We start from the raw sequence: 26,445 nt of genomic DNA, 5'->3' as shown, positions 1-26,445 counted from the left end.
CAACAAAACATGCCAAACTACAACACCATTGCAGAATCCAACCACTTCATCGTACTTGAGCACTACACCAAGTACTCAGAAGTGCATGAAGCCCCTGTAACGTATCAATCAGAAGCCTCACTGGAACGGGAGCTAATTCAGGATCTGGTCAATCAGGGTTATGAATACCTGCCCAAACTCAACACCCCTGAAGCCATGCTGGCCAACGTCAGGGCCCTGCTGCAGGAGTTGAACGACATGGCCTTTACGGATAATGAATGGGCTCGTTTCGTGGAGGAATATTTGGACCGGCCCGGAGAAAACCTGATTGATAAGACCAGGAAAATACACGATAATTATATACATGACTTCGTCTTCGATGACGGGCACATACAGAACATATACCTCGTAGACAAGCAGCAGATTGCCCGGAATAAAGTACAGGTGATCTCACAGTTTGAACAAACGGGCACCCACGCCAACCGGTATGATGTCACGATACTGGTCAATGGATTGCCTTTGGTGCAAGTCGAGCTAAAAAAGCGGGGCGTGGCCATCCGGGAAGCGTTCAATCAGGTACACCGTTATACCAAAGAGAGTTTCAACAAGGAAAACTCCCTCTTCAAATACCTGCAGCTGTTTGTGATCTCCAACGGTACCGACAGCCGGTACTTCGCCAATACCGTGGAGCGCAATAAGAACAGCTACGACTTTACCATGAACTGGGCAAAGGCAGACAATAAGCTGATCAGGGATTTGAAGGATTTTACGGCTACCTTTTTCCAGAAAAACACGCTGCTGCAGGTGTTGCTGCATTACTCCGTTTTTGACGTCAATGATGTCCTGCTGATCATGCGCCCCTATCAGATTGCCGCTACTGAGCGGATTTTATGGAAGATCAGGAGTGCCTATGAAGCCAAAAAATGGGCAACCACAGAAGGGGGCGGCTACATCTGGCACACGACCGGATCGGGCAAAACGCTGACGAGCTTTAAAGCCGCCAGGCTGGCTACCGGGCTGGATTTTATTGATAAGGTATTCTTTGTGGTAGACCGTAAAGATTTGGATTATCAGACCATGAAAGAGTACCAGCGCTTTTCTCCGGATAGCGTGAATGGGTCCGATAGCACGGCGGGCTTAAAGAGAAACCTCAACAAAGACGACAACAAGATCATCGTCACGACCATTCAGAAGCTGAATAACCTGATGAAGAGCGAGCGCGATCTGCCGGTATACCAGCAGCAAGTCGTTTTCATTTTTGATGAAGCCCACCGTTCGCAGTTTGGCGAAGCCCAAAAGAACCTGAAGAAAAAGTTCAAAAAGTACTATCAGTTTGGGTTTACCGGCACGCCTATTTTTCCGCAAAATGCACTGGGTGCGGATACCACAGCCAGTGTATTTGGGCGCGAACTGCACTCCTACGTCATTACCGACGCCATCAGAGACGAGAAAGTGCTCAAGTTTAAAGTCGATTATAATGATGTACGGCCGAAGTTCAAAGGCATTGAAACAGAATTGGATGAAAAGAAGCTGACGGCAGCGGAGAATAAAACCGCCTTGCTGCACCCCACACGGATCAAAGAGATTTCGGAGTACATCCTGCAAAATTTCAGGATAAAGACCCACCGGACACAAGGGGGCAACAAAGGCTTCAATGCCATGTTTGCCGTCAATAGTGTAGATGCCGCAAAAAGCTACTATGAGACTTTAAACAAGCTGCAGGCCGATAGCGAAAAGCCACTGAAAATAGCCACCATCTTCTCCTTCGCCGCCAACGAAGAGCAAAGAGCCATAGGGGAAATAGCCGACGAAACCTTCGAGCCCTCTGCCATGGAACTGAGTGCCAAAGAGTTCTTGACGGCGGCTATCAACGACTACAATGCCCTGTTCAAGACCAGCTTTGGAGTGGAAAGCAAGGAATTTCAAAACTACTATCGGGACCTTGCCAAACGGGTAAAGAACAAAGAAGTGGACTTGCTGATTGTCGTCGGCATGTTCCTCACCGGCTTTGATGCGCCTACGCTGAATACCCTTTTTGTGGATAAAAACCTGCGGTATCACGGCTTAATGCAAGCCTTCTCACGCACCAACCGGATATATGATGCCACTAAAACCTTCGGCAATATTGTCACCTTCCGGGATTTAGAAAAAGCTACCATCGATGCTATTACGCTGTTTGGAGACCGGAATACCAAAAATGTAGTGCTTGAGAAGAGCTACAAAGAGTATTTGGAAGGCTTCACAGACATCGCTACCGGCAAAGCCCGCCGGGGGTATATAGAAGTGGTTAACGAGTTGAATGAAAAATTCCCCGACCCGGACGAGATCATCAGGGAGAGCGATAAGAAAGAGTTTGTCAAGCTCTTCGGCGAGTATCTACGGGTAGAAAATATCCTTCAGAATTACGATGAGTTCACCCACCTAAACGCACTGCAAGACATTGACCTCAACGATACGGAAGCCGTTGAGGCCTTCAAGGAAACCTACTTCGTGACCGATGAGGACATCGCCATCATGCAAACGATAGAAACCTTGCCAGAGCGTACCGTACAAGACTACCGGTCCACCTACAACGATATCCGCGACTGGCTGCGCCGGGAGAAAAAAGGTAAAGAAACAGAAGAATCAGGCATCGACTGGGATGATGTCGTATTTGAGGTTGACCTGCTCAAATCACAAGAGATCAACCTGGATTATATCCTGGAGCTGATTTTTGAGCACAACAAGAAAACGAAAGACAAAGCTTCGTTAGTGGATGAAATCCGACGCATCATCCGTGCGAGCATAGGCAACAGAGCAAAGGAAAGCCTCATCGTAGACTACATCAATGAAACCAACCTGGACTCCATTCCGGACAAGGCGGGCATCATGGAATCGTTCTTTACCTACGCACAGGAAAGGCAGAAAAGTGAAGCCACCGAGCTGATAACTGAGGAAAACCTGAACGTAGAGGCAGCCAGGCGTTACATCGCCACCTCCCTGAGGCGCAGCTATGCCAGTGAAAACGGGACAGAGCTCAACGCACTTCTACCGAGAATGAGCCCCCTGAACCCTCAATACCTGACCCTCAAGCAGCGTGTCTTCCAAAAAATGTCTGCCTTTGTGGAGAAGTTTAAGGGGATTGGCGGGGAGATATGAATTAATGTGTATTCCGCTCCGGAATATACACAACGGTCAAGTAGAGGGGCAGGTGAACCGTTTAAAGATGATCAAGCGCCAAATGTATGGACGGGCAAGCTTTTAGCTATTGCGAAAGCGGGTGCTTATGAACTCCACCTAAATTGACGAAGAACCAATGGGACCGGAATACTTATCCAATATACAAAAGCGAAACCATGCCATAAATCTACGGCCATCCCATCACCTCCAAAACTCAATCAAAAAAACCAAGCTTCTTAGCCAGCTTCGCACTATCCATCCCGCTGGCCCGGCAACCGCCCCAGATCATTATAGGGGATTTACCGGAGTGGATGGATGAGGGAGACGATTAAAGCCGCCACACTTTTTTTACCTTTGAAGATATTACCGCCGTTGGGATAGTAAAAACATCAACACTTTTTGCCGTTACCCCAACGGATTTTTTGTGCTACGGGGTAAAAACGACACCTTAAACGACGCATATAAAAAAACAAACCGCTGTAAGTATTTAACCTACAGCGGTTTGCAGTATTTGTTAGTAGACCCACTAGGACTCGAACCTAGAACGACAGAACCAAAATCTGCTGTGTTGCCAATTACACCATGGGTCTTTAAAAACCAGCTTGAGAAGTGTTTTTCTCAATTGCGATTGCAAAGATAATCGGCTTCAAATTGATGTGCAAGAAAAAACGTGAATTTTTTTTAGTGAATCATTTGTTACCGCATTTCCATTTGTGATGAGTATAACGGAGGAGATTGGAATGAAGTTCCCGTAGAAAACGATAAAATTGTGACAGGGTGAAACCTGATTGGCAGTAGAGCCGTATATCTGAGGGTTTCTGTGCAGGCTCTATCCTACTAATCCCCGGCAGGGTATAATGTGCACGGGAAGCCTGAATTATCGTAAATGAGCTTCTGAGATTGCTTTTTTTCAGAGATTGGCTTGCAAAATTTAACAATCTGGTATAGCTTAATATAATGGATGAAAGGCTTGGGCCGTGTGTGACGAAGTTCCGGCAGGCAAGCCTTAAAATCTACTTAACCTAAACAAAACAAAGATGCACAGAATCTCCTTTAACCTTTGCTGGGTATTGCTTAGCGCTCTGTTGTCGTACACTTCTGTTGTTGCGCAAAATCACAACCACCCTATCGCTGATGAGGTCGCTCGCCGTGAAGCCTCATTTGCGGTCGTACCCGAAATACCACTGCTTTTGCCCCAGGTCCCCGGCGGCCCCTGGGCAGCAAGGGTCAAAGAGCAAGTCGAAGAGGCGGCTTACTTTTCACTGCACCGGAAAAACCTGCATCAGGTCAGGCGGGACGAACCGCAGGAACTGAAACTCCGGCTGGAAGACCACAACGGGCAGCCCCTTTTACTTGAGTTGTATCAGGCGGAATACCTGTCTCCCGATTTCAAACTGCGGAAAGCTTCTGACCCCAACCGGGCAGTACCTTTTGATCCGGGGCTGCATTACCGGGGTATCGTCAATGGAGAAACCCACTCCCTGGCCATGCTATTGATCCTGCCTGACGAAATCCTGGGAGTCATTGAATTCCGGGGGCAACAGTACAACCTCGGGCAGGTGGAAAATGCAGCGGGCGTTCACATCCTTTACCCTTCGGAGGCTTTGGCGGAGCCCCCTCTGAAAGGTTGCTATGCCGAAGAATTGCCCGGTTACCGCCCTGGTGGGGGAGAGCCGGGGGGCACCCGTTCACCCAATCCGAATAACTGCGTGAAGATGTATGTAGAGGTAGATAAGGATATCCACGATGGCAAAGGAGGGGTAACGCAGGCTGCAAACTATGTCTCCGGAGTCTTCAGCCAGGTAAGTACATTATATGCTGATGAGAGTATCAACCTGGTCGTTAATGAAATTTTTGTCTGGGATATCACCGACCCCTACACCGGTCCTGGCACGCTTGATTATCTGGTGCAGTTCCGGCAGCACCTCAACGGCGATTACAATGGTGCGGACCTGGCTCACCTTGTTGGGTATGAGGGCGGCGGCGGAATTGCCTACCTTGATGTAATATGCAGCTCCACATTCGGTGTAGCCTATAGCGATATTCACTCCAGTTACAGTACCGTACCTACCTATAGCTGGACCGTCAATGTAGTGACCCACGAAATCGGGCACAACCTGGGCTCTCCTCATACGCACGACTGTGCCTGGAATGGAGATAATACGCCTATTGACAACTGTGGTCCGGCAGCAGGCTATACACCTGATGGCTGTTATGATAACGGGCAAACGCCTGATGAGGGCACTATCATGAGCTACTGCCACCTGCTGGGGAGTGTAGGTGTTTCCTTTACAGAAAATTTTGGCCCGCAGCCCGGCGACCTGATTAGGAGCGAGGTCTACAACGCTTCCTGTCTTGACCCCTGCAGTGCAGTCAGTACCACCGATGCCGGCATTGCATCCGTGGAAATGCCCCAAGGCGTGGTCTGTGGAAATACGGTAAGCCCGGTCGTTTCTCTATTTAATTATGGTTCCGAAACCTTAACCTCGGTATCAATCAACTATTCGCTGGATGGCAACCCTGCCCAAAACTACAACTGGACGGGGAGCCTGGCCAGCAATCAGGGGGAAGAAGTTACCCTTCCCGCGGTCAATTTCTCTAACGGCAGCCATACCTTCACCGTATCCACCAGCTCACCCAACGGTGGGGCAGACGATGAGCCTGCCAATAATGAGGCTACTTCCAGTTTCTCGACGGGCGACAATACCCTTACACTTTCAATCACGCTGGATGGCTATCCGGCTGAAACCACCTGGACAGTAACGGACAACAGCAATACTGTCCTGGCATCAGGAGGCAGTTACAGCGGTCAGCAAAATACCACCGTGAACGAGCAAATCTGTCTGACAGATGGATGCTTCAGCTTCAATATATTCGATTCCTATGGCGATGGTATTTGCTGCGGGCATGGTAACGGCAGCTACGTGCTCACCGACAACGCCACAAATACCGTGTTAGCCAGTGGGGGTAGCTTCGATAGCCAGGAGACTACCGCTTTTTGCCTGCCTGCCACACCGCCCTGTACAGCCCCAACCAACCTTCAGGCTACCAACCTAACGGCCAATACCGCATTGCTGAGCTGGAGCCCGGTGGCAGGCGCTAATCAGTACGAATTGCAGTACCTGCAGCAGGGGATGCCTATGAATAGCGTCGTTACCCTCTACATCAGTGGCAACAGTGAGCAGCTGACTGCACTTGCTTCCAGTACTACCTACCTGTGGAGAGTGAAGGCAATCTGCAGCAACGAAGATTCTCCCTATTCACCGGTTGAAAACTTTACCACCACGGATGACGCCTGCCCGGATTCAGACAACGATGGAGTTTGCGACAGCGACGATCAGTGCCCCGGAATGGATGACAGCCTCATTGGTGCGCCCTGCGATGATGGGGACGATTGTACGGAAAATGATGTGTATGGTGCAGATTGTAACTGTGCCGGTACGTTGATTGATGCCAACAACAACGACATCTGTGATTTGGATGAGGTAGACGATTGTGTGGCGCCAACCGGCCTTCAGGCTACCAACCTCACCACTAATTCAGCACTGCTGAGTTGGGGTGCCGTTTCAGGGGCTAATGAGTATAAACTCCAATACCTGCAGCAGGGGATGCCTATAAATAGCATCGTTACGCTCTCCGTGGCTGGCAACAGTAAACAGCTGACTGTACTGAGCGCAAACACCACCTACCTATGGAGAGTGAAGGCAATCTGCAGTAACGAAGATTCTCCCTATTCATCTGTTGAAAACTTCACCACCACGGATGACGCCTGCCCGGATTCAGACAACGATGGAGTTTGCGACAGCGACGATCAGTGCCCCGGAATGGATGATGATCTCATTGGCACGCCTTGTGATGATGGCGATAACTGTACGGAGAATGATGTGATTGGCGCCGACTGCAACTGTGCCGGTACGCTGATTGATACCAACAACAACGATATCTGCGATCTGGACGAGGGCTGCTCTGACCCAACAGGGCTCAATGCCTTTGCGAACTCGGCTACTAGCGCAACCTTCGAATGGGACCCTGTGCCCAATGCAAATGCTTATCGCCTTCAGTACCGGCCAATTGGCTTCAGCCCGACTTCGATAGATGTTACAGCGGCTACCTACACCGATGATAACCTGCCGGCTGGAAGTACGGTACAATGGCGGGTAAGAGCGCTTTGCAGCAACGAAAACTCCGGCTTCACCAACGGTTCTTCCGTCACGCTGGCGGGCAGCCTCCCGATGGGCGCTCCCGGTGCTGAAGTTTTCGATACGGATATTCAGTTTAGCTTGTTCCCTAATCCAGCCCGGGATCAGGTGACGGTTTCTCTAAGTCACCCAACTGTCGCCTCCACCGTAGTGGTGCGCAATATGATGGGGCAAACGCTTGGTACCTATATGATGCGTGATGCCGGTCAGCTCACCCTGAATACTAATGAGTGGGGCAATAATCAGGTATTGTTGGTGACTATCTACTCAGAGGGGCAACAGCCTGTTAGTCAAAGGTTAGTGATCAGCCGTTAATTCTGGGGCCTGGTCTTAGCACGTTTGTTTGGAAATGCACTCGTTCTTCGTGAGCGAGTGCGTTTTTCATTTTGAGGGGGGCACGAGCCGGGCGTAGCGATCTTCATCGTGGAGGATTTCGTAAAGGGCTTCGTGGTATTCCGGGAAGTCGGGCAGGTTGTTGTGCCCGCCCCCCTCCAATGCAATGAGCTCGCTGTTGGGCGCATCTTCGTGGAGCATTTTGCCTTGGCGGAAATGGATCAGCCGGTCACTCGTACCATGCAGGATGAAAATAGGGCAGGTGACCTTTTTGATGAAAAAGTCCGTACGAATTTGGTACCGCAGCACCCACTTCAGGGGCAGCCAGAACCCATATTGCCGCACCTGATACAAAAAGGAATAATAAGGCGAGTCCAGAATGAGCAGGTATGGCTTGTTCCAGGCGGCAATCCGCGCCGCAATGCCACTGCCAAGGGATCTGCCATAAAGCACAATTTGGTCCTCGGGATAGCGCTCACTAAGCCATTTGTAAACTGTTTGCGCATCGTTGTACAGCGTCGCTTCGGTCCGTTTACCGGCACTCTTACCAAAGCCCCGGTAGTCAATCATGAAAAAGTCATAGCCCTTGCCCAGAAAATCTTTGGCAAACTTCCCCCAGCCTTTCAGACTCCGGGAATTTCCCTTCAGGTAAAAGACCACTCCCTTAGCATTGGGCACCCGGAAGTGCAGCCCGTTGATGTAGCCGCCATCTTCCATTTCAAAGTGCACTTCATCAAATGGGAAGGGGTACTCGTACTGGAAATTACCCGGCAAAATCTCCGGCCGAAAAAAGAAGTAGTCCTGCATGGTGTAAAAGACAATGCAAATGAATAAGTAAACTCCAACACCGTAAAGCAGGTAAATCAGCATGTTTAGTTAGTCTGTTTTCCGTTGGCTAAACAGCCAGTTGAAAAGCCCGGGCTCCGCAAAAGCATTGTCCCAGCTGTTGTGCCGGGCTTCGGGGTACTCTGTATACTTCACAGCAGCGCCTGCTTGTTTCAAAGCCTCGTACACTTCCCTGGATTCTGCTACCGGCACCACCTGATCCCGGGCACCGTGGGTCAATTGCGCTTTGTTATCTTGCCCTCGCTCCCCCGCACCATGCAGGAACAACAGTAAGGGGTAGTTCTGCCTACCCTCCTCATATCCTTCCGGGAACAGAATGCGGTAAGGGAGGCTATCCCCGGCTGAATTGACAAAGTATCGCGCTTCATAGTTCAGACTGCTTTGCGCCAGTAGCGGCAGCATCGTTGCGACAAGCAGAAAAAGTACAAGGTAGGGCTTCATGTAAATTAATTTAGGCGGTATATGGGTTCTACCTCGAAAGGTAAGAAAATTTGTATTTTACCTCCATGGACCGAAAACCACTCAAACGCCATCCCGCTCTAGTCCCTTTGTCCCGGCAGCACCACAAAGGGCTGATACTGGCGCAGTTGCTTAAGAGCGATGTGCCCGACTACAAGGGGTTGCCTACGGACATGCCCGGCAAGGTAGCTTTCGTCAAAAAGGAGCTGGAAGAACGGCTGAGCCGGCATTTTGACTGGGAAGCCACCGTGCTGATCCCCGCCACCCGCGCCTACCACGAACAGCTGCAGGCTATGAGCGATCAGGTGCAGGCGGAACACCGGCAAATTTCGGCGCGAATCCAACAGCTCTCTGATACAGCCACGCCCGATGACCTGGATCAACTCGGCCGTCTGCTGGAGCAGCACATCCGCTTTGAGGAAAGAGTCTGGTTTGCTGCCATACAGCGGGAAGTTCCGGAGACCGTGCTATCCCAACTGCCACCGCTGGAAGCCTGATACTTTGGCCGACGATCATCGCACGTCCAGACTAGTGGTCTGTCAAGTGTTAATTTATGGGTTGAGTGGGAGCGAATTTTGAGGCTAATCAAGGCGGATGTTCCCGCGCATAGCAGCGCTACGTAAGGGGTTGTCCAACGAAGAGTAGCCTCAAAAGTCGCCGCAGGCAACCCCTAGTTTTAGCCTTGACAGACCACTAGCCTGCTCTTGATAATAGCAGTTCAGCGCCAAACCCATAAAAGAGCCCCAAAATAAAAAGCATGACCAGCAGGAACAACAACGGGCTAATAACCGTCCAAACCCCGCGAAGCCGAAAAGCCGGAACCTGCAGCACCCAGGCGTAGCCCAGAAATACAATCATAAACAGGTAATAAAAAATCGTGTTCTCCTCAAGGGAAGGGAAAGGTACCTTTACAAGGTTAAGCACTAAGTTCAGGAAAAGGAGTTGCCCCATATAATAGGCATTGATTACCAGGTGCTCTGCTAAATTAAACCCTGCCCGCCGGTAGATCAACCGGCTGATGAGTGATAAAATTGGGATCGACAGCAAGATAAACACCAATGCCAGTGGCCGTAATCGCCGTGCCCGCTCTTCTTCTGACAGCCCGGTGGCATCATCGTAGCTGGTAAACCCCAGCGCAAAATCTTCATGGAAATAGCGGATATCCCCATCCGACAGCAAAAGCGTTAATCCGTAAAGGCTGGCGACAAAGAACAGGTAAGCTACTGGCCTGAGGTAGCGCTTCCGGACGCCTTCTATATAGCCACGGCATACCCTTCCTGGCGCATAGCACAAATGCCCCACCGTTCGCCAGATACTGGAATCGACATTGAATACCGTTTGGCCAAGTTGTGCGAAAAATACCCAAAGGGTCAGCCTTTCCCTGATGATTTTAGCGCCGCAGTGGTGGCAAAACTGACCGTCTTCGAGGATAGGCTGCTTACAGTTCAGACAGGTGGGCATTCTTTTTGTCCGAAAAATACTAATAATTAAGCCTTTGGAAGGCGCTACACTAATAATCGAAGTAAAAACTCAACAATCAATCACGGTCTGCCTTTTAACCGTTAAATCAAACACCATGAAAAAGAACTGGACACTCGCCGATATGCCCAACCTCGAAGGCAAAGTCGTCATCATCACCGGAGCCAACAGTGGGCTGGGGCTCGCTTCCGCCAAAGCGCTGGCTCGAAAGGGCGCTGAGGTTATTCTCGCCTGTCGGTCGGAAGAGCGGGGTGCTGTGGCCCTGAAGGAGGTGGAAGCGGTACAAACGACACCTGCCCGCCTTATGCTGCTGGACCTGGGCAGCCTGGAGTCGGTACAGGCTTTCGCCAAAAACTTCAAAGCTAAATACCAGCAGCTCGATGTCCTGATGAATAATGCCGGCATCATGGCCACGCCCTACGGCACTACTCAGGATGGTTTCGAAAAGCAAATTGGTGTCAATCACCTTGGCCACTTTGCGCTGACGGGCCACCTGCTTCCGGTTTTGCTGGGCACCTCCGGCAGCCGTATTGTTAATGTTTCCAGTTTGGCCGCGCGTAATGGTCAGATGGATATCTCTTCTTTCAAGGACCCCAACAACTATCAGCCCTGGAAAGCCTACGGGCAAAGCAAACTCGCCAACTTGATGTTCACCCTGGAACTTAACCGCCGCCTGCCGGAAGGCCAGACCATCGCCGTGGCAGCCCACCCGGGCGGTGCTTCCACCAACCTGGGGCGCAATGTGGAGAGCAATGCCGTGTTCCGGTTCATCGCCGAAAAGGTACTCCTGCCTCTGCTGCCCACCCCCGATCAAAATGCCCGCCCTCAACTCTTCGCCGCTGTCGGAGAGACCGTAGACTCCGATCATTACTACGGCCCCGGCAAGTGGGGGGAAATCGCCGGCCCGCCCAAACGCGTTGAGCTTCCTCCTTCCATCGGGCAGCCGGCCGGCTGCTCTGCTCTGTGGGTGGCTTCGGAGGAACTGACTGGGGTGTCATTCCTTTCCCAAACGGTATAGGTAGGGGAGAGGCTGCCCGCCCGGTGCTTAACTGAAAAAGTGTTGAGTTAAGTTTTGAGGCGTTCTTCTTAACTGAAATCTTATTCAGTTAAGTTTTAGGGCTATTTTCTTAACTAAAATTCTATTGAGTTAAGTTTTTACCGTGGAAACTTAATTAAAGGGTTGGGTGTTTTAAGCTACATGAAAGATTTTAAAGCAGGGCACTATGTCAATCAGGGGTACTACAAAGCCTTCATCCCTAAGCCTATATTCATAAATTGGGAGATAGCAGATATGGAGGTGATACAGCTGCTGAGTAAAGCTGACCGCCACCTCGGCAGACTGGACATGTATTCAGCTTATGTTGATATTGACCTTTACATAAGCATGCACATTGCCAAGGAGGCCACTCAGTCTTCGCGCATAGAGGGCACGCAAACGAATATTGAGGAGGCTTTCATGAAAAAATCGGATGTTTCTCCCGGTCTTAAAGATGACTGGGAAGAAGTTCAAAATTACATAAAGGCGATGAATCTTGCGGTCGACTTACTTCAAGAGCTGCCTTTTTCCAGCCGATTAATAAGAGAAATCCACAGAACGCTTATGCAAGGCGTCAGAGGAAGTAAAAAAATGCCCGGTACCTTTCGTACCAGTCAAAACTGGATTGGTGGGGCAACCTTGGATGATGCCACCTTCGTGCCACCTCCCCATACTTACATTCCTGAACTAATGAGTGATCTTGAAAAGTTTGCCAATGATGAACTAGCTCCGATCCCTGATCTTATAAAAATTGCACTCATTCATTATCAGTTCGAAACAATTCATCCGTTTCTCGATGGGAATGGCAGAGTTGGTCGCCTGTTGATTACGCTTTACCTTGTAAGTAAGGGGATATTACATAAACCTATCCTATATCTGTCAGACTTCTTCGAACGGCATCGCTTGTTGTACTACGATAACCTCACACGGGTCCGGACGCACAATGACATCAATCAATGGTACAAGTTTTTTCTGACCGGCATGATCGAAACCGCCAAGCGTGGCATAAAAACCTTCGATGGCATCCTTCGGTTGCAAAGAGCAATGGACGAACGCCTCGAGAGCTTGGGAGGGCGTTCGAAGGGCGCGAAGCAGGTCCTGGAGCAGCTCTTTAAACGTCCTGTCACTGATGCGGACCAAATTGCAGAGATTATCGGCAAGTCAAAAGTAAGTGCTTATAAGCTGATGTCGGACCTGGAAGAAGCAGGTATACTTGTTCAGCTGCCAAATGGCGGACGGGCCAAAATGTACGCCTTTAAAGCATATTTGGATTTGTTCAACGAATAGAGCGTCTAGAGGTGAGCCGCAATCGCCTGGCCATTTATGTTGATTTTTATCAGGGAGGTATCGGTAAGCGCTTCAAAGTAGGAGCTGAAAAAAAGACAGCACCCCAACAGGATGCTGTCTCTTATCAAGCCCGTTTCGATCTCCTGCCTTTTATTCCTTGATCACCTTCTGCCGGTCGATCACCTCCTGTCCGCTGACCACTTCCAGGACATAGATGCCGGAAGGGAGCTCCGCTATGGATAGCGCTGGTGTCAAAGGCTGCGCTTTCACCAATTGCCCGACTGCCGAGTGGATACGGATTTCATAGCCATCTCCCAGCGCCTCCAGGCCACGAATATTGAGCTGCCCGGTGGTAGGGTTGGGGAATACCGTGAAGTTCCGCGCGGCAACATCGCTGGTGCTGGTCAGATTGGGATCTACATAAATGGAGTGGGTATGACTGGCATCACAAGTCTCATGGACATCCATATTTATGAGGCTGATCTGTACCTCGTGCCATCCCGGTTCCTCGTAGATGGTCATTGGCGTCGCATGATCGGCAGTCTCTCCATTGCCAAAGTCCCAGTTCCAGTGCGTGGCTTCTTCGGTTAGACCGTGGAAGTGGACTTCCTGGCCTGGTGCCACCGTATCCGGGGCATCAATTTCAGGAGTGAGCTTATTGGAGTAGATCATGGTCTCGAGTGTTTCACAGCCTTCCCCGTTACAAATCGTTACCTCGATGTGGTGAATGCCGTTGTGCCCGAGTGTATGCTCTGGATTGGCCTCCGTGGAAGTGTGCCCATCTCCAAAGTCCCAGCTCCAGCTGTCGATATTAGATGAGGTATTCACACCGAAAGAGCGTACACCATCGCACATTTCTGCATTAGCTGCTGTAATCTGAGACCCGGCAAAATTCAACGTGCCCTGGCAGCTGTAGTCAATCTGGAAGCCGCTCTCGTTCTCGAAAAAGTCTGTATTTTCCACAATAGTGATCACCGTACCGGAGGAAGTGATAGGCTCCGGCAGCTCATTGCCCGTAAAGTAGCCAAGTAACGGTGCATCGGTATCCGCACCATCAAAAACAGCTACTCCGTCGAACCCATTTTCATAATTGAAAGCTACAAACTCTAAAGTGATAGGGCCGACCGGGCTAATGATCGTTGTTATTCCCGTATTGTTGTCTACGTAGTTGCTGTCCGGTCCACCTGAATCATAGAGGCTTCCAAAACAACCCTGGATCACTTGCTGCCCGTTCACCGGCATATTTTCAATCACGCAGTCGGGGTCTACCGTTATGGTAATATTCTGCACAATCGTGTTGCAGCCTTCGGCATTGCAGGCGGTGAGCGTTACGGTATATGTTCCGCTCTCTGGGTAGAAATAGACAGGATTTTGCTCATTTGAGACGCCGCCATTACCAAACTCCCAGAACCAGGAAGTGGGAAGTTGCAGGCTCTCGTCAATAAACACGATGGGCTCATTGGCACAAACAAGCGTATCTGCTATCGAAAACTGAGGCTTAGGCCGCTGTGCTGGCACTGCGTCGCAGGTAAAGGTGGCAACAAAACCACTCAAGTTTACAAAGTGATCGGTATATTCCTGCACAGTGAGTACACCAGAGGCGGCAGTTAAAGTTTGCCCTTGCAATTCATTGCCGGTGAATGACCCTAGGAGCGTGCCTGTACCGGGAAAGCCATCGTATACAAACACAAAATCTGCGTGCTCCTGGTAATTGAATTCGCTAAAGGTGATGCTGACTGTAGAGGCTCCGGGTGGTGCAATGGTAACAGCAGCCAGGTTGCCTTCCTGGTAAGGTCCATTGGGTCCGCCAGAGTCGTACAGATTGCCAGAGCAGACCGTGACGGTCTCAAAGCCGTGCGGTTCTGCTGGTATGTTTTGGGAAAAGCAATCAAGTTCTACGGCAATAAAATCGACAAGCGTGATGACGTCACAGCCCAGCGCATTGCAGGCTTCCAGCGTGATGGTGTAGGTGCCGCTTTCGGTATAGGTGTGCACCGGGTTTTGTTCGGTGGAGGTAGTACCGTCCCCAAAGTTCCAGGTCCAGCTTGTAGGCTGATTAGTACTGACATCCGTAAACTGCACCGGTATTGTGCCGCAGATGAATGCGGGCGCCTCAATACCCGCAGTCACCGGAGCAATGACAAAGAGCGTCACATTGATGGGCACCATAGGCTGAAGTGGGTCATTGGTTTCCAACTCGTACACCAGATTGTAAACACCGGTGGCCAGGCCCGTGGCGTCCAGATCAATCTGTAGCGCAGTGCTCCCGTTGACCGCTACAGTACCGCTTGTGGGCGAAATACCTGAGAAATCAGCCGCAGCCGGGCTGCCAAGAGGAACCAGTTCCTGCAGTAACCCATCCCCGATGAAGGTACCGGAGGCTACTTCCTGCCCGGAAACCAGGTCAACCACACTGTAATTAGGCAGTGCGCCATCTCCCCAGCTGTCCAGCAGTTGAAGCGTATATGACTCATCCGCAGATAGCCCGGACAGTTCTACGCTGTACGCTGTATTCGACTGATATACGATGCCTTCAGAATTTTGAACCGTGTTGTTTCCATTGTCCATGAGTACCCAGGAAAACTCCTCGCCCCAGTTGTCGGTGGTGAAGTTGAATACAAAACCGGTATTGCCGGACTGTGTATTGATCGTAAAATCAAGGGGCGCTTCTCCAACGTTCCCTACATCTACGGTCAAAGTGGTATCCTGCCCTTCAATCAGCTCAACAGTGAACGCAGTAGGGTTGACGGTCAGGCTCGGAGCAGCTATGCCCGTGCCGGTAAGGTTAACCAGGAGGTCATCTCCGGCATTATTGGCAAGCGTCAGGGTTTCGGTTAAAGCACCCAGCTCGCCCGGCGTGAAGGAAACGCTGATGGTCTGTGCTGCAAATGGGGCCAGGGTAAGGCTGTTAGGGCTTGCTACTTCAAAACCAGCCAGGGCAGCCTCTAACCCACTTACTTCGGTGGGGGCGGTACCCGTATTCTCTAAAGTAAAGCTAAGGGTGGCAGTAGCACCTATTTGTACTTCCCCAAAGTTGAGGTCATTGGTGGAAATACTCAGCTCCGGCGTCCCGTTTACAATCAGCGTCACCGGGATGGTCACCGTTGGCTGATCCGGGTCATTGCTGTTGATGATGATCGAACCTTCGTAGGTGCCGTCCACCAGTTCCGAAGCATCAAAAGTAACCGTTATGGCTTCACAGTCCCCGGCAGGAAGCGGGTTGCTGTTTGTGCCGGTTGAAAGCCAGGTTGGCGCTCCGCCGGGACCACTGAGTGGCAGGGGCAGGATGTATACCTGATCGATGATAAACTCAAAGAATCCGGAAAATAGTTGCTCACCTGTCCCTAAATCGGTAAGCGTGAAAATTTCAAAAACGGAAGTCCCTTCCGGCACGCCCGCAATCCAAAAGAAATACTCCGTACCAGGCTCCAGCCCGTTGATGATCTCTGTATAGGTAGAGTTGGCAGCGTACGTTTGGCTGTTTTCTGCAATGACTTCAAAGTCCTGATTGAAAAGCTGCCAGTTGAAGCCCGCGCCCTGATCAGAGGTGGTAAAGTCAAAGCGGTAACCGGTTTGGTTCATCTCATCCTGACTGCTCATCGTGGCAAGCAAATCTCCCTGCCCGATGTTGCAGAGGTTGAGTGTTGCCGTAGTGGTGGTGCCAGCGTCGAGTTCGATGGAAAAACTATCCGGGTCAACCGTTAGCGCGGGCGGCTCCTGTACCATGACTTCCAACGACATGCTCGTATCAGAACCATTACAGTTGGTTACGGTCAGGACAACGCTATAGGTGCCGGCTTCCGGGTAAACATAACTCGGGTTTTGCTCATTTGAGGTGTTCCCATCACCAAAATCCCAGAACCATGCGCCGGGGTTTTCGGTACTGCTGTCCGTAAACTGAATGGCCGTACCGAACGGTACTTCCGTGGCATTAGTGGTAAAGGAAGCGGAAGGCGGATTAGCGATACCATTGGCTTCCCAAATCATTTCAAATCCAGGGAAATTGCCCTGGTGGTCGGCAAAAAAGAACAGTCCCAGCGCCTGGGCCTGAAAAGTAATGGGCTGCCCGTTGTTGGGCAGGTTGTCACCTAGGTAGGTAGCAAGGGGCGTGTAGGTGCCATTATTCACTGCAAACAGTGACAACTGATCATTATTGGTGGCAGCAGCGCCTAAATTGAAAGCCGTAAAAGTGACCGTGATGCTCGTTGCTCCCGGAGGCGCAATCAGGAACTGTCCGTTGCTACCTTCGGTGTAATTGCCATCGGGACCGCCATCGTCGTACAAAACGCCATTACAAAGCGTAGTAGTTTCCAGTCCGTGGGTGGGCATACTGATGCCATTGGTACAGGCAAAACTTTCCGGGTCGAAGGTAATCGCCTGACTGGCAGAGAAGGTATCGCAGCCATTATCATTACAAACCTCCAGCTGCACATCGTAGGTGCCGGGCTCATCGTAGGTATGAACCGGGTTTTGCTCCGTTGAAGTGTTGCCATCCCCGAAGTCCCATGTCCAACTGGTTGGGAAAAAAGTAGAGGCATCCGAGAAGGCGACAGTGCCTGTACAGCTCAGGGCCGGGAAGGCTGCGGCTGCCACAGGAGGCTCTGTAAAGTCGATGCAATCGAAATTCATCGCAAACCCTGCGCCGGTGATGGTGAAATCACTGGTGAATACCAGCAGGCAGCTGGTGCCCGAAAGCAATATAGGGTTACCGTTGTTGGGTAGATTCAAGCCGGTATAGGTGCCGACCAAAGGGCTGTTCGTCGAAGAGCCGTCATAAATGGTAAGAAAGTCAAAGTGGTCCTCTATATCAAATTGAGTAAAAGTAAGGGACAGCGCGTCACCGGAGGTGCCATTGATGTAGATGTAGGCTTCATTGTCATCGGTGTATGGCGCATCGGGCCCACCGAAGTCGTAAAGAATGCCATTACAATCATTGATTTCCAGGTCTCCGAATTCAGGAGCATTGTAGGTATTCTGCGCCGTAAGGGCAACTGTACACATAAGGGCTAGAAGCAAGTACATATTTTTCATACCAGGGGTGTTGTAAAAGAGTAGGTGAACATTAGAAAATTGATCTTTTGTATAATTTTAACAACTGGATAACGAGCCAAATATTTGTAGGTTCTCAAAATCCACTTAATAACGTTAGATTGCCCAAATGTTGACAAATCGGAGCATTATGAAAGATCAAAAGGACTACGCTCAGCTGACGCTGGAAGCGCTGCGTACAGAGGAGCAAAAACTGAAAAGACAAAACCTCACAGGCAATGTGTTTACCGGCTTCTTAGCTGGAGTAATGATCTACGGACTGGTGAAAAATGGCTTTGGCTTGCTCTACACGGCCATCCCCCTGCTGATAATTGCCGTTGTGGCGAAAAATGGGCAAAGCCTTCAGGCGAAGTTGAAGGCAGTGCGGGCGGAGCTGGCAGGGCGGGATGGGGCTTAGCAGCCCTGTCGGGGCTTTCTCATTTAACACATAGGCACATAGCACACATAGGCGTGTATTGTCCATGCGGAGGCTGCAAAACTATGTACCCTATATGCCTATGTGTTTCCACTCAGCGGCAGCAACAAGTAGCATTCTTTTTAAACACATAGGCACATAGCACACATAGGCGTGTATTGTCCATGCGGAGGCTGCAAAACTATGTACCCTATATGCCTATGTGTTTCCACTCAGCGGCAGCAACAAGTAGCATTCTTTTTAAACACATAGGCACATAGCACACATAGGCGTGTATTGTCCATGCGGAGGCTGCAAAACTATGTACCCTATATGCCTATGTGTTTCCACTCAGCGGCAGCAACAAGTAGCATTCTTTTTAAACACATAGGCACATAGCACACATAGGCGTGTATTGTCCATGCGGAGGCTGCAAAACTATGTACCCTATATGCCTATGTGTTTCCACTCAGCGGCAGCAACAAGTAGCATTCTTTTTAAACACATAGGCACATAGCACACATAGGCGTGTATTATCCATGCGGAGGCTGCAAAACTATGTACCCTATATGCCTATGTGTTTCCACTCAGCGGCAGCAACAAGTAGCATTCTTTTTAAACACATAGGAGCATAGCACACATAGGCGTGCATTATCCATGCGGAGGCTGCAAAACTATGTACCCTATATGCCTATGTGTTTCCACTCAGCGGCAGCAACAAGTAGCATTCTTTTTAAACACATAGGCACATAGCACACATAGGCGTGTATTATCCATGCGGAGGCTGCAAAACTATGTACCCTATATGCCTATGAGTTTCCACTCAGCGGCAGCAACAAGTAGCATTCTTTTTAAACACATAGGCACATAGCACACATAGGCGTGTATTATCCATGCGGAGGCTGCAAAACTATGTACCCTCTGTGCCTATGTGTTTCCACTCAGCGGCAGCTTCAAGGAGTATTCTTTTCAAACCCATTCAATCAAAAACCGCTAACCTATGTGCCTACGTGTTTACCCAAACCTAATGAAACACCACATGCAACACCACCAAAGACCCCAGCAACCCCCAGCCAATCAACCGAATACGGCGCGAGCCGGGGTACAGTAACGCACGCCAGGAGCGCCACCCGCCCCGCCAGCTGCTGAGGCTAAGCAGGGCAAAGGCAATAAAAATCACCCAGCCCGCCCGCACGAAGTAGTTCATCTCCGGGAAGAAGTATTGGAAGATAAGGTGCAGCGGAATCGTGCTCAAAAAGGCAACCAATGCAAACCGGTGGTTGGGCAGCAGCAGGAAAGCCGCTCCACAGATGAGTACCACGATGCCACAGTTGATGTAGTATCGCAGCTCGTTCAGGGTGTGGGTGAAGGCAGCCTGTGGGTTTTCAAACTTGACGTAGAGCAGCACCAATCCCATCAACACGCCGGTAAAAAGAGTGACGAGGATAACGCGCCGCCCGGCATTGACCACCTCTAAATCGGTCGCGCCTTTCTTGATGTAAGCCTTGTAGATATCAATCGACCATAGCGTGGCGAGGGAATTGAACGTAGAGTCCACCGTACTCATGAGGGAGGCAAAGAGGGCGCAGAGAATAATGCCTTTTACGCCCACCGGCAGGTAGGTTTTCACCAAATACGGAAAGGCCAGGTCAGGCTCTGCCAGGCCATTCTCCCCCAGTATGCCCACCAGGGCGATCCCCGGAATAACGATCAGCACCGCCATCACGTACTTGGTCAGCCCGCCCACCATCAGGCCGATTTGGGCTTGCTTCAGGTTTTTGGCGGCCAGGGAGCGCTGCATGACGGTTTGATTAGCGCACCAGTAGTTGATGTTGAGCAGAAAGAGGCCGAAGATGTGCGTCCAGGGGAGCTTCTCATGGTCAGCTGGGAGGTGCAGGTGCATAAGTTCCGGTGTTTTGACATACAATTGTCGCCAGCCGCCCAAATGATGAATAGCCACAAAGAGCACCACAAAACCACCCAGCAGCAGTATGGTAAATTGAATGATGTCGGTTTTGACTACCGCGTTCAGCCCACCCAGATAGGTGTAAGTGGCGGAGAAAACGCCCAGCCCAATGACCAGTATTGCAATCCGCGTGATACGGTCCGGATGCAGGTAACTCATGTACTCCGCAAACACCAAATCTGCCGCGTACGCCCCCCAAAACAGCGCCGCCCCCAGGGTAATGGTGGAAAACAGCGCAATATTAGCCCCGGTGTAAAACAGTGCCACCCGCTCCCCCAGCCGCTTTTTGATAAACTGCGTGATGGTCACCACCCGCTCACTCAGGTACATAGGCACAAAGATGAAGGCAGCCATGAGTATGCCCTGAATGGCGTTGATCTCCAAACTCGCCTGCGCCAGCCCGTACAGGTAAGCCGAGCCCATCATTCCCAAAAACTGATAGCCATTGATGTTGGTGGCAATGGTGGAGAGCGCGACGGAGGGCCAGCGGAGGTTGCGGTTGCTGAGGAAGTACTCCTCGGTGGTAACATCTGCCCCGGTACGGCCGCTGAGCGCCGCCAGGAAAATGAGGGTGAAGTAGGCCAGGACGATTAGGAGGTCGGTCACGGGGAAAGATTGCTAGGGTCGGTAGTTTTCTAAATATTCACTCGGAGTAACAATCTTAGTTTCTCTAAAACTATCAATATAAAAGTGTTTTGTATTTCCTGTGATAATAAAGTCGGCATCTACTGTTTCCGCTAGTTCTAAAAACTTGTTGTCGTTTTTATCTTGCAAGATATTTATCTCTACGTCGGGTTGCTTGACAATAGCTAAATCCGCGATAATTGCAATTATGAAGTCTGAGTTAGCCTTGAAATCCTTAAACTTAGCAAACTTATCGCGAGACAACACCTCAACATATTCTTCCAGCACAAGATCAGAAATACAGATTTTCACTTTATGCTCAAGCACGATATCAAATAGAATCTCCCATGGCGGTCCTTTAGAAATCAATGCAGAGACAATGACGTTTGTATCAAGAATTACTTTTTGCATTTCTTACGGCATCAATTTCTGCATTAATTTCGTCAATAGTCAAATCAGATAGTCCAGCTTTTTTCGCTAGCTCAAGACTTTTCAACATTCCTTCTTTTGCAAGCTTAGCTTTGATTTTTTGTACCAAATCTTCATAGTCTATTTGCTTTGCTTTGGGCTCTAGTCCCAAATCCACGAAATCCTGATCTTCAATATTTAAGGTTACTGTTTTCATGGCTACTGCTTTTTTATTTCTAAATAGGATGTTTATAAACAGGGTTCCGAAATCGTAATCCTTGTTGAATATATGAATAAACGTGGCGCTAGACAATCTAGTTCCAGTATTCTACCCTATAAACCATTGAATATCGATTGTCATCGTGCCGTTTTAACATCATACTCTATGTAAAAAATCAATGTAAAGCTTTTTGAGCTTTCTATACAGATTCGAAAATCCCCCCCGCTGGTCGTACCAGCTACGGCCAACTCACCCCCGCGCCCCAGCCCCCAGCGGTGTTCCTGGCATCCCCATCGGCTGCCGCCCCTGCACCACAGGCATAGAAAACGTCTTGATCCGCGGCAAAACGTAGCGCCCGAACAGATTACACTCATCCAAATGCGGGTAGCCGGAGAAAATGAAGGCGCGGATGCCCATATCCACGTACCGCTGAATCTTAGCCAATACCTGATCGGGGTCGCCCACGATAGCCGCGCCGCAACCGGAACGCGCCCGGCCAATCCCAGTCCAAAGGTGGTCTTCCACAAAGCCTTCGTCATCGGCTTGCTCGCGCACGGCGGTTTGGCGGGAGACGCCGTAGGATTTGCCGTCCTGGGCGCGAAGGCGGATTTCTTCACCCCGTTGGTCGTCCACATAAGTCATAAGGCGGCGGGCGGCAGCGCGGGCTTCAGCCTCTGTTTCCCGAACGATGACGTGCACGCGTAACCCAAAGTCGACTTCCCGATCATAACCAGCAGCTTTGTCACTCATATTTTGCATGAGCTGCTGAAGCTTGTCTTCTGTTTCCGGCCACATGAGATAGACATCGCAGTGCTCCGCGCAGAGGTCCACACCGGGCGGGGAGTAACCGCCGAAGTAGAGTAGAGGGCCGCCGTTTTGCTGATAGGGCTTTACCGGCTCGGTGGTCGGCAGCTGGATGTTGTAAAACTCGCCTTTGAAGTCGATGTGGTCCTGCGTCCAGCACTGCTTCAGGATTTCGATCACCTCCCGGGAGCGCTGATAGCGGGCTGCGGATTCCAGCTCTTCCCCCGGCATATTGGAGGAAATGATATTGATGGTGAGCCGGCCGCGCAGGATGTGGTCCAGCGTAGCGATAGAGCGGGCCAGCATGGGCGGGTGCAGCTCCCCGCAGCGGATAGCCGTCAGGATATTGATTTGCTGAGTGAGGGGGGCAACCGCACTGGCAAAAGTCCACACATCCTGCCCCACCTGATAGGAAGAGGGGCAGAGGATGTTGCGGTAGCCAAGCCGGTCGGTGGTTAGCAATACGTTGGAGGTATTGCTCCAGTTGCTTTTGTAGCGGAAGTCGTGCCGGCTCAAAAACTCATCATCCCCATTGCAAAGCGGGGCGAACCAGGCGACCTCAGCGCCTTCGAGGTGGCGGGAACGGACGTTGATACTCATTGGCTTCGTTTGTGAGCCTCCAAATTAAGTATTTCTATCCGTACGTCAAGCCCCTCACCCCTAAACACTAATCCCTCACCTCTAAACTCCGTCCCTCCGCCATAGCTTTATGCGAAGGCAGAACTTAACTCACATCCAGCGGCTCATCCTTCCGGAGTGCTTTATATCGGCCTTTTCCAAACTTAGTACCGTTAAATTCCACCTTGCCTTTTAGGGCTTCCCGTTCTTCTTCGGGTAACGCTTTAAAGTCGTTGCAGGCCTTAGAGCAGCAGGCATCATACTTTTCGGCGCAGGCCGGGCACTGAATGAACAGGATATGGCAGGCGTCATTCGCACAGTTGACATGCGTATCGCAGGGGGCACCGCACTGATGGCAGCGGGAGATCACATCATTGGTGATGCGCTCGCCCATACGCTCATCAAAGACGAAGTTCTTGCCGATGAATCTCTTCGGTAGCCCCTTCTGATCGCACTGCCTGGCATATTCAATGATGCCGCCATCAATCATGTGCACTTTTTGGAAGCCTCTGTGCAGGTAGTAGGCACTCGCTTTCTCACAGCGGATGCCACCGGTGCAGTACATGATGATCGGCTTATCTTTTTGATCCTCCAGCATATCCTCCACCAGAGGCAGGGCTTCTCGGAAGGTCTCCACATCCGGGCGGATTGCGCCTTCGAAGTAACCGACTTCGCTTTCGTAATGATTGCGCATATCGACTACCACCGTGTCTGGGTCATCCATCAGCGCATTGACCTCCTCGGCGCTCAGGTGGCTGCCGCGCTTGGTTACATCAAAGCTTTCGTCGTCCAGCCCATCGGCTACGATCTTGTCGCGCACCTTGATCTTTAGCTTGTAGAAGGACTTGCCGTCATCGTCTACGGCAATATTCAGGCGCACCCCGTTCAGCCAGGGAATGCTATACATATCCGCTTTGAAGCCTTCAAATTTGGACTCCGGTACGGAAATCTGCCCGTTGATGCCCTCTTTCGCCACGTAGATCCGGCCAAAAACATCCAGCTTGCTCCAGCGCAGGAATAGCTCATTGCGGAACTGCTTCGGGTCCTCCAGGTTGTGGTATTGGTAAAAAGAAAGGGTGACGCGCGCCTCGTCACTTTCCAGCATACGGCGTTTCAGCTCGTCGTTGTTGACGCGGTTGTGTAATATCGGCATGTTGTTTTGTTAGTACGTTAACGAATCACAAGTTGCAGGCTTGCTGGGATTGCTCCCGGCTGCTAACCATACTATGCAAAAGATCAGGCTTTACCTGATTTTTTGCGGATGCAAAGGTAATAACTTTCTGCACACCCTGCCAAACCCTATTGCTTCACGACCCGCGTGCTGAAAAGCTCTGTGCCCATCCGGGCTTGTACGATATAAACGCCTTTCGGCAAATCGCGGATATCCACTTCCAATTGTGTAGTCATTGCAGGCCAGTTCACTGTTTTAATAAGGCGGCTTTGGGTATCGAACCACTGAACCGTTGCCGTAGCGGCAGGGGGCATAACACTGTTTAGCAACACCGTTTCCCGGGCAGGGTTGGGGGCGACTTGCAAAGCCTGTTCAATTGAAATGGTTTCCTGGCTGGAAGTACTCACCGTTTCCTGTACAGCAGCCAAAATATCCATCCGCCCATAACCGTAGACCGCATTGGGTACTTCCATACCGGATACGCCACCGCAGTCCTGATCGCTAAGCATGGGGCGGGCCGTACTTTCCAATAAGCTTTCAATAGCTTCTACCTGACCGGCCAGTTCCGGATTGGCAGAAATCAGCAGGGCAACGGCGCCGGCTACGTGCGGGCCTGCCATGCTTGTACCTGAGAAGGTGGCAAAGCCGCCGTTCCTGATGCTGGAACGAACACCTACGCCCGGTGCGGCGATATTGGGCTTCAGCCGGTTGCTGCTATCCACGGTGACCGTACCCCGGCTGCTGAAATTGGCAATCGTATCTGTTTGCCGGGTAGCACCAACGGTAAAGCTGTTCTCAAAAATAGCAGCGGGGGTACTTACCGTATGGCACTGGCTGCCGCTGTTGCCCGCAGAAACCACCACAACTACACCGGCAGCCTTGAGGTTGTCCACGGCAATCTGCATGGTCTCAAAATTGGCAGGCGTACAGCCTTCAATTTCGGGGCAGCTCCACGAGTTGGCAATAACGTGCGGTGCTTTGGAAGGGTCCGGATTTTCTCCATTCAGGTCCGTGGGGGCCAGGAACCACTCAAAGCATTCAATGTAGGAAGCCGGGCTGCCATAGCCACGCTCCATGTTGCGGCAGGCTATCCATTTGGCACCGGGCGCCACGCCTATGCTTTTGCCTTCATCGCTAACGGTACCGGTCATCGTACCCATCGTGTGAGTACCGTGGTTGTGGTCATCGCAGGGCACAAGGCTGCTCAACCCACAGGGGTTGGCTTCAGCGATGTAGGGCGGGCCGTTCATGGAGTCGATTTCGTGTATGGCATCGTGCCAGTTGTAGTTGTGGTCGGCCTGGGAAAGCGTGTCGTCCCAACCGCGGTAGCTCTCTTTGATAGCGGGGTGGTCCCATTCATACCCGGTGTCTTGTCCTCCAATGACTACACCCTGCCCGGTGAAGCCCATATCCCACACCTGATCAGCACCGATGGCGGCAATGCCCCATTCCACCCCCTCGCGGAAATCGAGGGCTTGTTGTTCGCGCTCTTCGGGCAACAAGTCCACCGCTACTGTAGGATTCGGCTGAATGGCCCTGACTTCCGGCAGTGCAGCGAGAGCCTTCACGAGCGACAAGCTCCCTTTGGTCTGAATGGCATTAACAATGTAAAAGCTACGGTAAGGGGACTGCTGTGCCCGGAGGAGACCGATGGCTGTTTTTTGTGCAGCAGTGGCTACGGCCCGGGTTTGCTCAAATACATAAGTTCCCATTTGCACCTTGCTGCCTTGCTGACGGGCGGCGGATACATCTGCCTGCTGCTCAAACAATACAATGAAGGAAGCATAGCCATCGCGTTCCAGGTCTGTCATCAGCGCAGGCTCCACCTTGTCTTGCCATCGAGTAGGAGGGGAGGCCGGGAGCAGCAGGAAAAGGCTGAGGGTAGGGACAAGAAGGCTTAAAATCGCTTTCATATTATTGTTTGTTTTGATACTCTGCTGAAAATCAGAAAGAAGCAAGCTGAAAATTTGAAATCCTAAAGATAATCTTTAACTTGTCTACTGTTCGTTCTTAGAGCGACAAAACTTCACTTTATGATCAACACTCTGTTTAACTGATTCGACACCGGTTATTGCTGTTTTTCCGCAAAGGTCTGTGAACTTAGGCAGCGAAATGGCAGATAAAGACCTCTGTCAAATTAAGGTAACCCTGAACATTCCTAACTATCTACGCTATCTGCTCCTCAACGGAGCCCCAAACAGAGCACTTATTAGTGATGTAGGCCAAGTGGCTTGCAAACACTTCCCCAAAAACTTTCAGGCAAGACTATAATCCCTTTTGTAGCGGAACCTATTTCCAACGGTCTCTAACAGGGACTTCCCCGTAGTCAGGTCAGCAACCCTGGTAGGACCAACACTCGCTAACGGTTGACAATCTATCGCCTGATCTTTGCGTTATGCATCGGTCGGCTCCGG

At 50.8% G+C, this 26,445-nt stretch carries 16 protein-coding genes and 1 tRNA gene; 6 read left to right on the top strand and 11 right to left on the bottom strand.

All coding sequences use genetic code 11. The annotated features are described in order from the left end of the window. Positions 1-9 precede the first annotated feature (9 nt). The gene (locus IX84_RS02440) at positions 10-3,117 is read left to right on the top strand and encodes a type I restriction endonuclease subunit R (protein WP_044216281.1); all 3,108 of its coding nucleotides are present in this window, start codon (positions 10-12) and stop codon (positions 3,115-3,117) included. 539 nt (positions 3,118-3,656) lie between these two features. Here the strand turns inward: IX84_RS02440 and IX84_RS02435 are convergent. Next, a tRNA-Gln gene (locus tag IX84_RS02435) sits at positions 3,657-3,728 on the bottom strand. A 447-nt stretch (positions 3,729-4,175) separates the two neighbouring features. Between IX84_RS02435 and IX84_RS02430 the strand changes: the two genes are divergently transcribed. After that, entirely contained in the window at positions 4,176-7,652 is a 3,477-nt protein-coding gene (locus IX84_RS02430; RefSeq protein ID WP_044216280.1) for a fibronectin type III domain-containing protein, read from the top strand. Positions 7,653-7,718: 66 nt separating this feature from the next. On the opposite strand, the gene IX84_RS02425 is transcribed toward IX84_RS02430, so the two are convergent. Both IX84_RS02425 and IX84_RS02420 read right to left on the bottom strand, forming a co-directional pair. Then, on the bottom strand, positions 7,719-8,540 hold the full coding sequence (locus IX84_RS02425; protein WP_044216279.1) for an alpha/beta hydrolase: 822 nt from the start codon (positions 8,538-8,540) through the stop codon (positions 7,719-7,721). A 6-nt stretch (positions 8,541-8,546) separates the two neighbouring features. After that, entirely contained in the window at positions 8,547-8,957 is a 411-nt protein-coding gene (locus tag IX84_RS02420; RefSeq protein ID WP_044216277.1) for a carboxylesterase family protein, read from the bottom strand. A 65-nt stretch (positions 8,958-9,022) separates the two neighbouring features. On the opposite strand from IX84_RS02420, the gene IX84_RS02415 reads away from it, so the two are divergent. Continuing rightward, positions 9,023-9,472: a hemerythrin domain-containing protein gene (locus IX84_RS02415; protein WP_081968572.1), complete on the top strand. Its 450-nt coding sequence runs from the start codon at positions 9,023-9,025 to the stop codon at positions 9,470-9,472. Positions 9,473-9,668: 196 nt separating this feature from the next. Here IX84_RS02415 and IX84_RS30585 read toward each other — a convergent pair whose 3' ends face one another. Then, a complete protein-coding gene (locus IX84_RS30585; protein ID WP_052515700.1) occupies positions 9,669-10,436 on the bottom strand; it encodes a DUF3667 domain-containing protein in 768 nt (255 codons plus the stop codon). A gap of 115 nt (positions 10,437-10,551) precedes the next feature. Here IX84_RS30585 and IX84_RS02405 point away from each other — a divergent pair, with 115 nt between their 5' ends. Beyond that, positions 10,552-11,472 carry an oxidoreductase gene (locus IX84_RS02405; protein ID WP_044216274.1) on the top strand — a complete coding sequence of 307 codons (921 nt, stop codon included), beginning with the start codon at positions 10,552-10,554 and terminating at the stop codon, positions 11,470-11,472. Positions 11,473-11,652: 180 nt separating this feature from the next. Then, on the top strand, positions 11,653-12,777 hold the full coding sequence (locus IX84_RS02400; RefSeq protein ID WP_044216273.1) for a Fic family protein: 1,125 nt from the start codon (positions 11,653-11,655) through the stop codon (positions 12,775-12,777). A gap of 150 nt (positions 12,778-12,927) precedes the next feature. Here the strand turns inward: IX84_RS02400 and IX84_RS33885 are convergent, their stop codons facing one another. Further along, positions 12,928-17,808, bottom strand: a complete 4,881-nt coding sequence (locus IX84_RS33885) for a PKD domain-containing protein (RefSeq protein ID WP_081968571.1) — start codon at positions 17,806-17,808, stop codon at positions 12,928-12,930. A gap of 148 nt (positions 17,809-17,956) precedes the next feature. Between IX84_RS33885 and IX84_RS02390 the strand changes: the two genes are divergently transcribed. Then, the gene (locus tag IX84_RS02390; protein ID WP_044216268.1) at positions 17,957-18,223 is read left to right on the top strand and encodes a hypothetical protein; all 267 of its coding nucleotides are present in this window, start codon (positions 17,957-17,959) and stop codon (positions 18,221-18,223) included. Between the two features lie 1,021 nt (positions 18,224-19,244). On the opposite strand, the gene IX84_RS02385 is transcribed toward IX84_RS02390, so the two are convergent. From IX84_RS02385 to IX84_RS34405, 6 genes are all read right to left on the bottom strand, one after another. Further along, positions 19,245-20,792, bottom strand: coding sequence for an SLC5 family protein (locus IX84_RS02385; RefSeq protein WP_044216266.1), 1,548 nt, complete (start codon positions 20,790-20,792; stop codon positions 19,245-19,247). 12 nt (positions 20,793-20,804) lie between these two features. Continuing rightward, positions 20,805-21,221 (bottom strand): putative toxin-antitoxin system toxin component, PIN family, encoded by a 417-nt coding sequence (locus tag IX84_RS02380; protein ID WP_044216265.1) that lies wholly within the window; start codon positions 21,219-21,221, stop codon positions 20,805-20,807. Then, a complete protein-coding gene (locus tag IX84_RS02375; RefSeq protein WP_063978244.1) occupies positions 21,202-21,435 on the bottom strand; it encodes a hypothetical protein in 234 nt (77 codons plus the stop codon). The genes IX84_RS02380 and IX84_RS02375 overlap by 20 nt, the downstream gene beginning before the upstream one ends. Positions 21,436-21,687: 252 nt before the next feature. After that, positions 21,688-22,842, bottom strand: a complete 1,155-nt coding sequence (locus tag IX84_RS02370) for an LLM class flavin-dependent oxidoreductase (protein WP_044216263.1) — start codon at positions 22,840-22,842, stop codon at positions 21,688-21,690. Between the two features lie 124 nt (positions 22,843-22,966). Further along, the gene (gene trhO / locus IX84_RS02365) at positions 22,967-24,013 is read right to left on the bottom strand and encodes an oxygen-dependent tRNA uridine(34) hydroxylase TrhO (protein WP_044216262.1); all 1,047 of its coding nucleotides are present in this window, start codon (positions 24,011-24,013) and stop codon (positions 22,967-22,969) included. Positions 24,014-24,159: 146 nt separating this feature from the next. Continuing rightward, complete coding sequence (locus IX84_RS34405; protein ID WP_044216261.1) at positions 24,160-25,944, bottom strand: S8 family serine peptidase; 1,785 nt, start codon at positions 25,942-25,944, stop codon at positions 24,160-24,162. Positions 25,945-26,445 lie beyond the last annotated feature (501 nt).

The sequence above is a fragment of the Phaeodactylibacter xiamenensis genome (assembly GCF_000759025.1).
Lineage (GTDB): Bacteria > Bacteroidota > Bacteroidia > Chitinophagales > Saprospiraceae > Phaeodactylibacter > Phaeodactylibacter xiamenensis.
The sequence above is the reverse complement of the archived record's forward strand: the minus strand, read 5'-3'. Positions and strand labels throughout refer to the sequence as shown.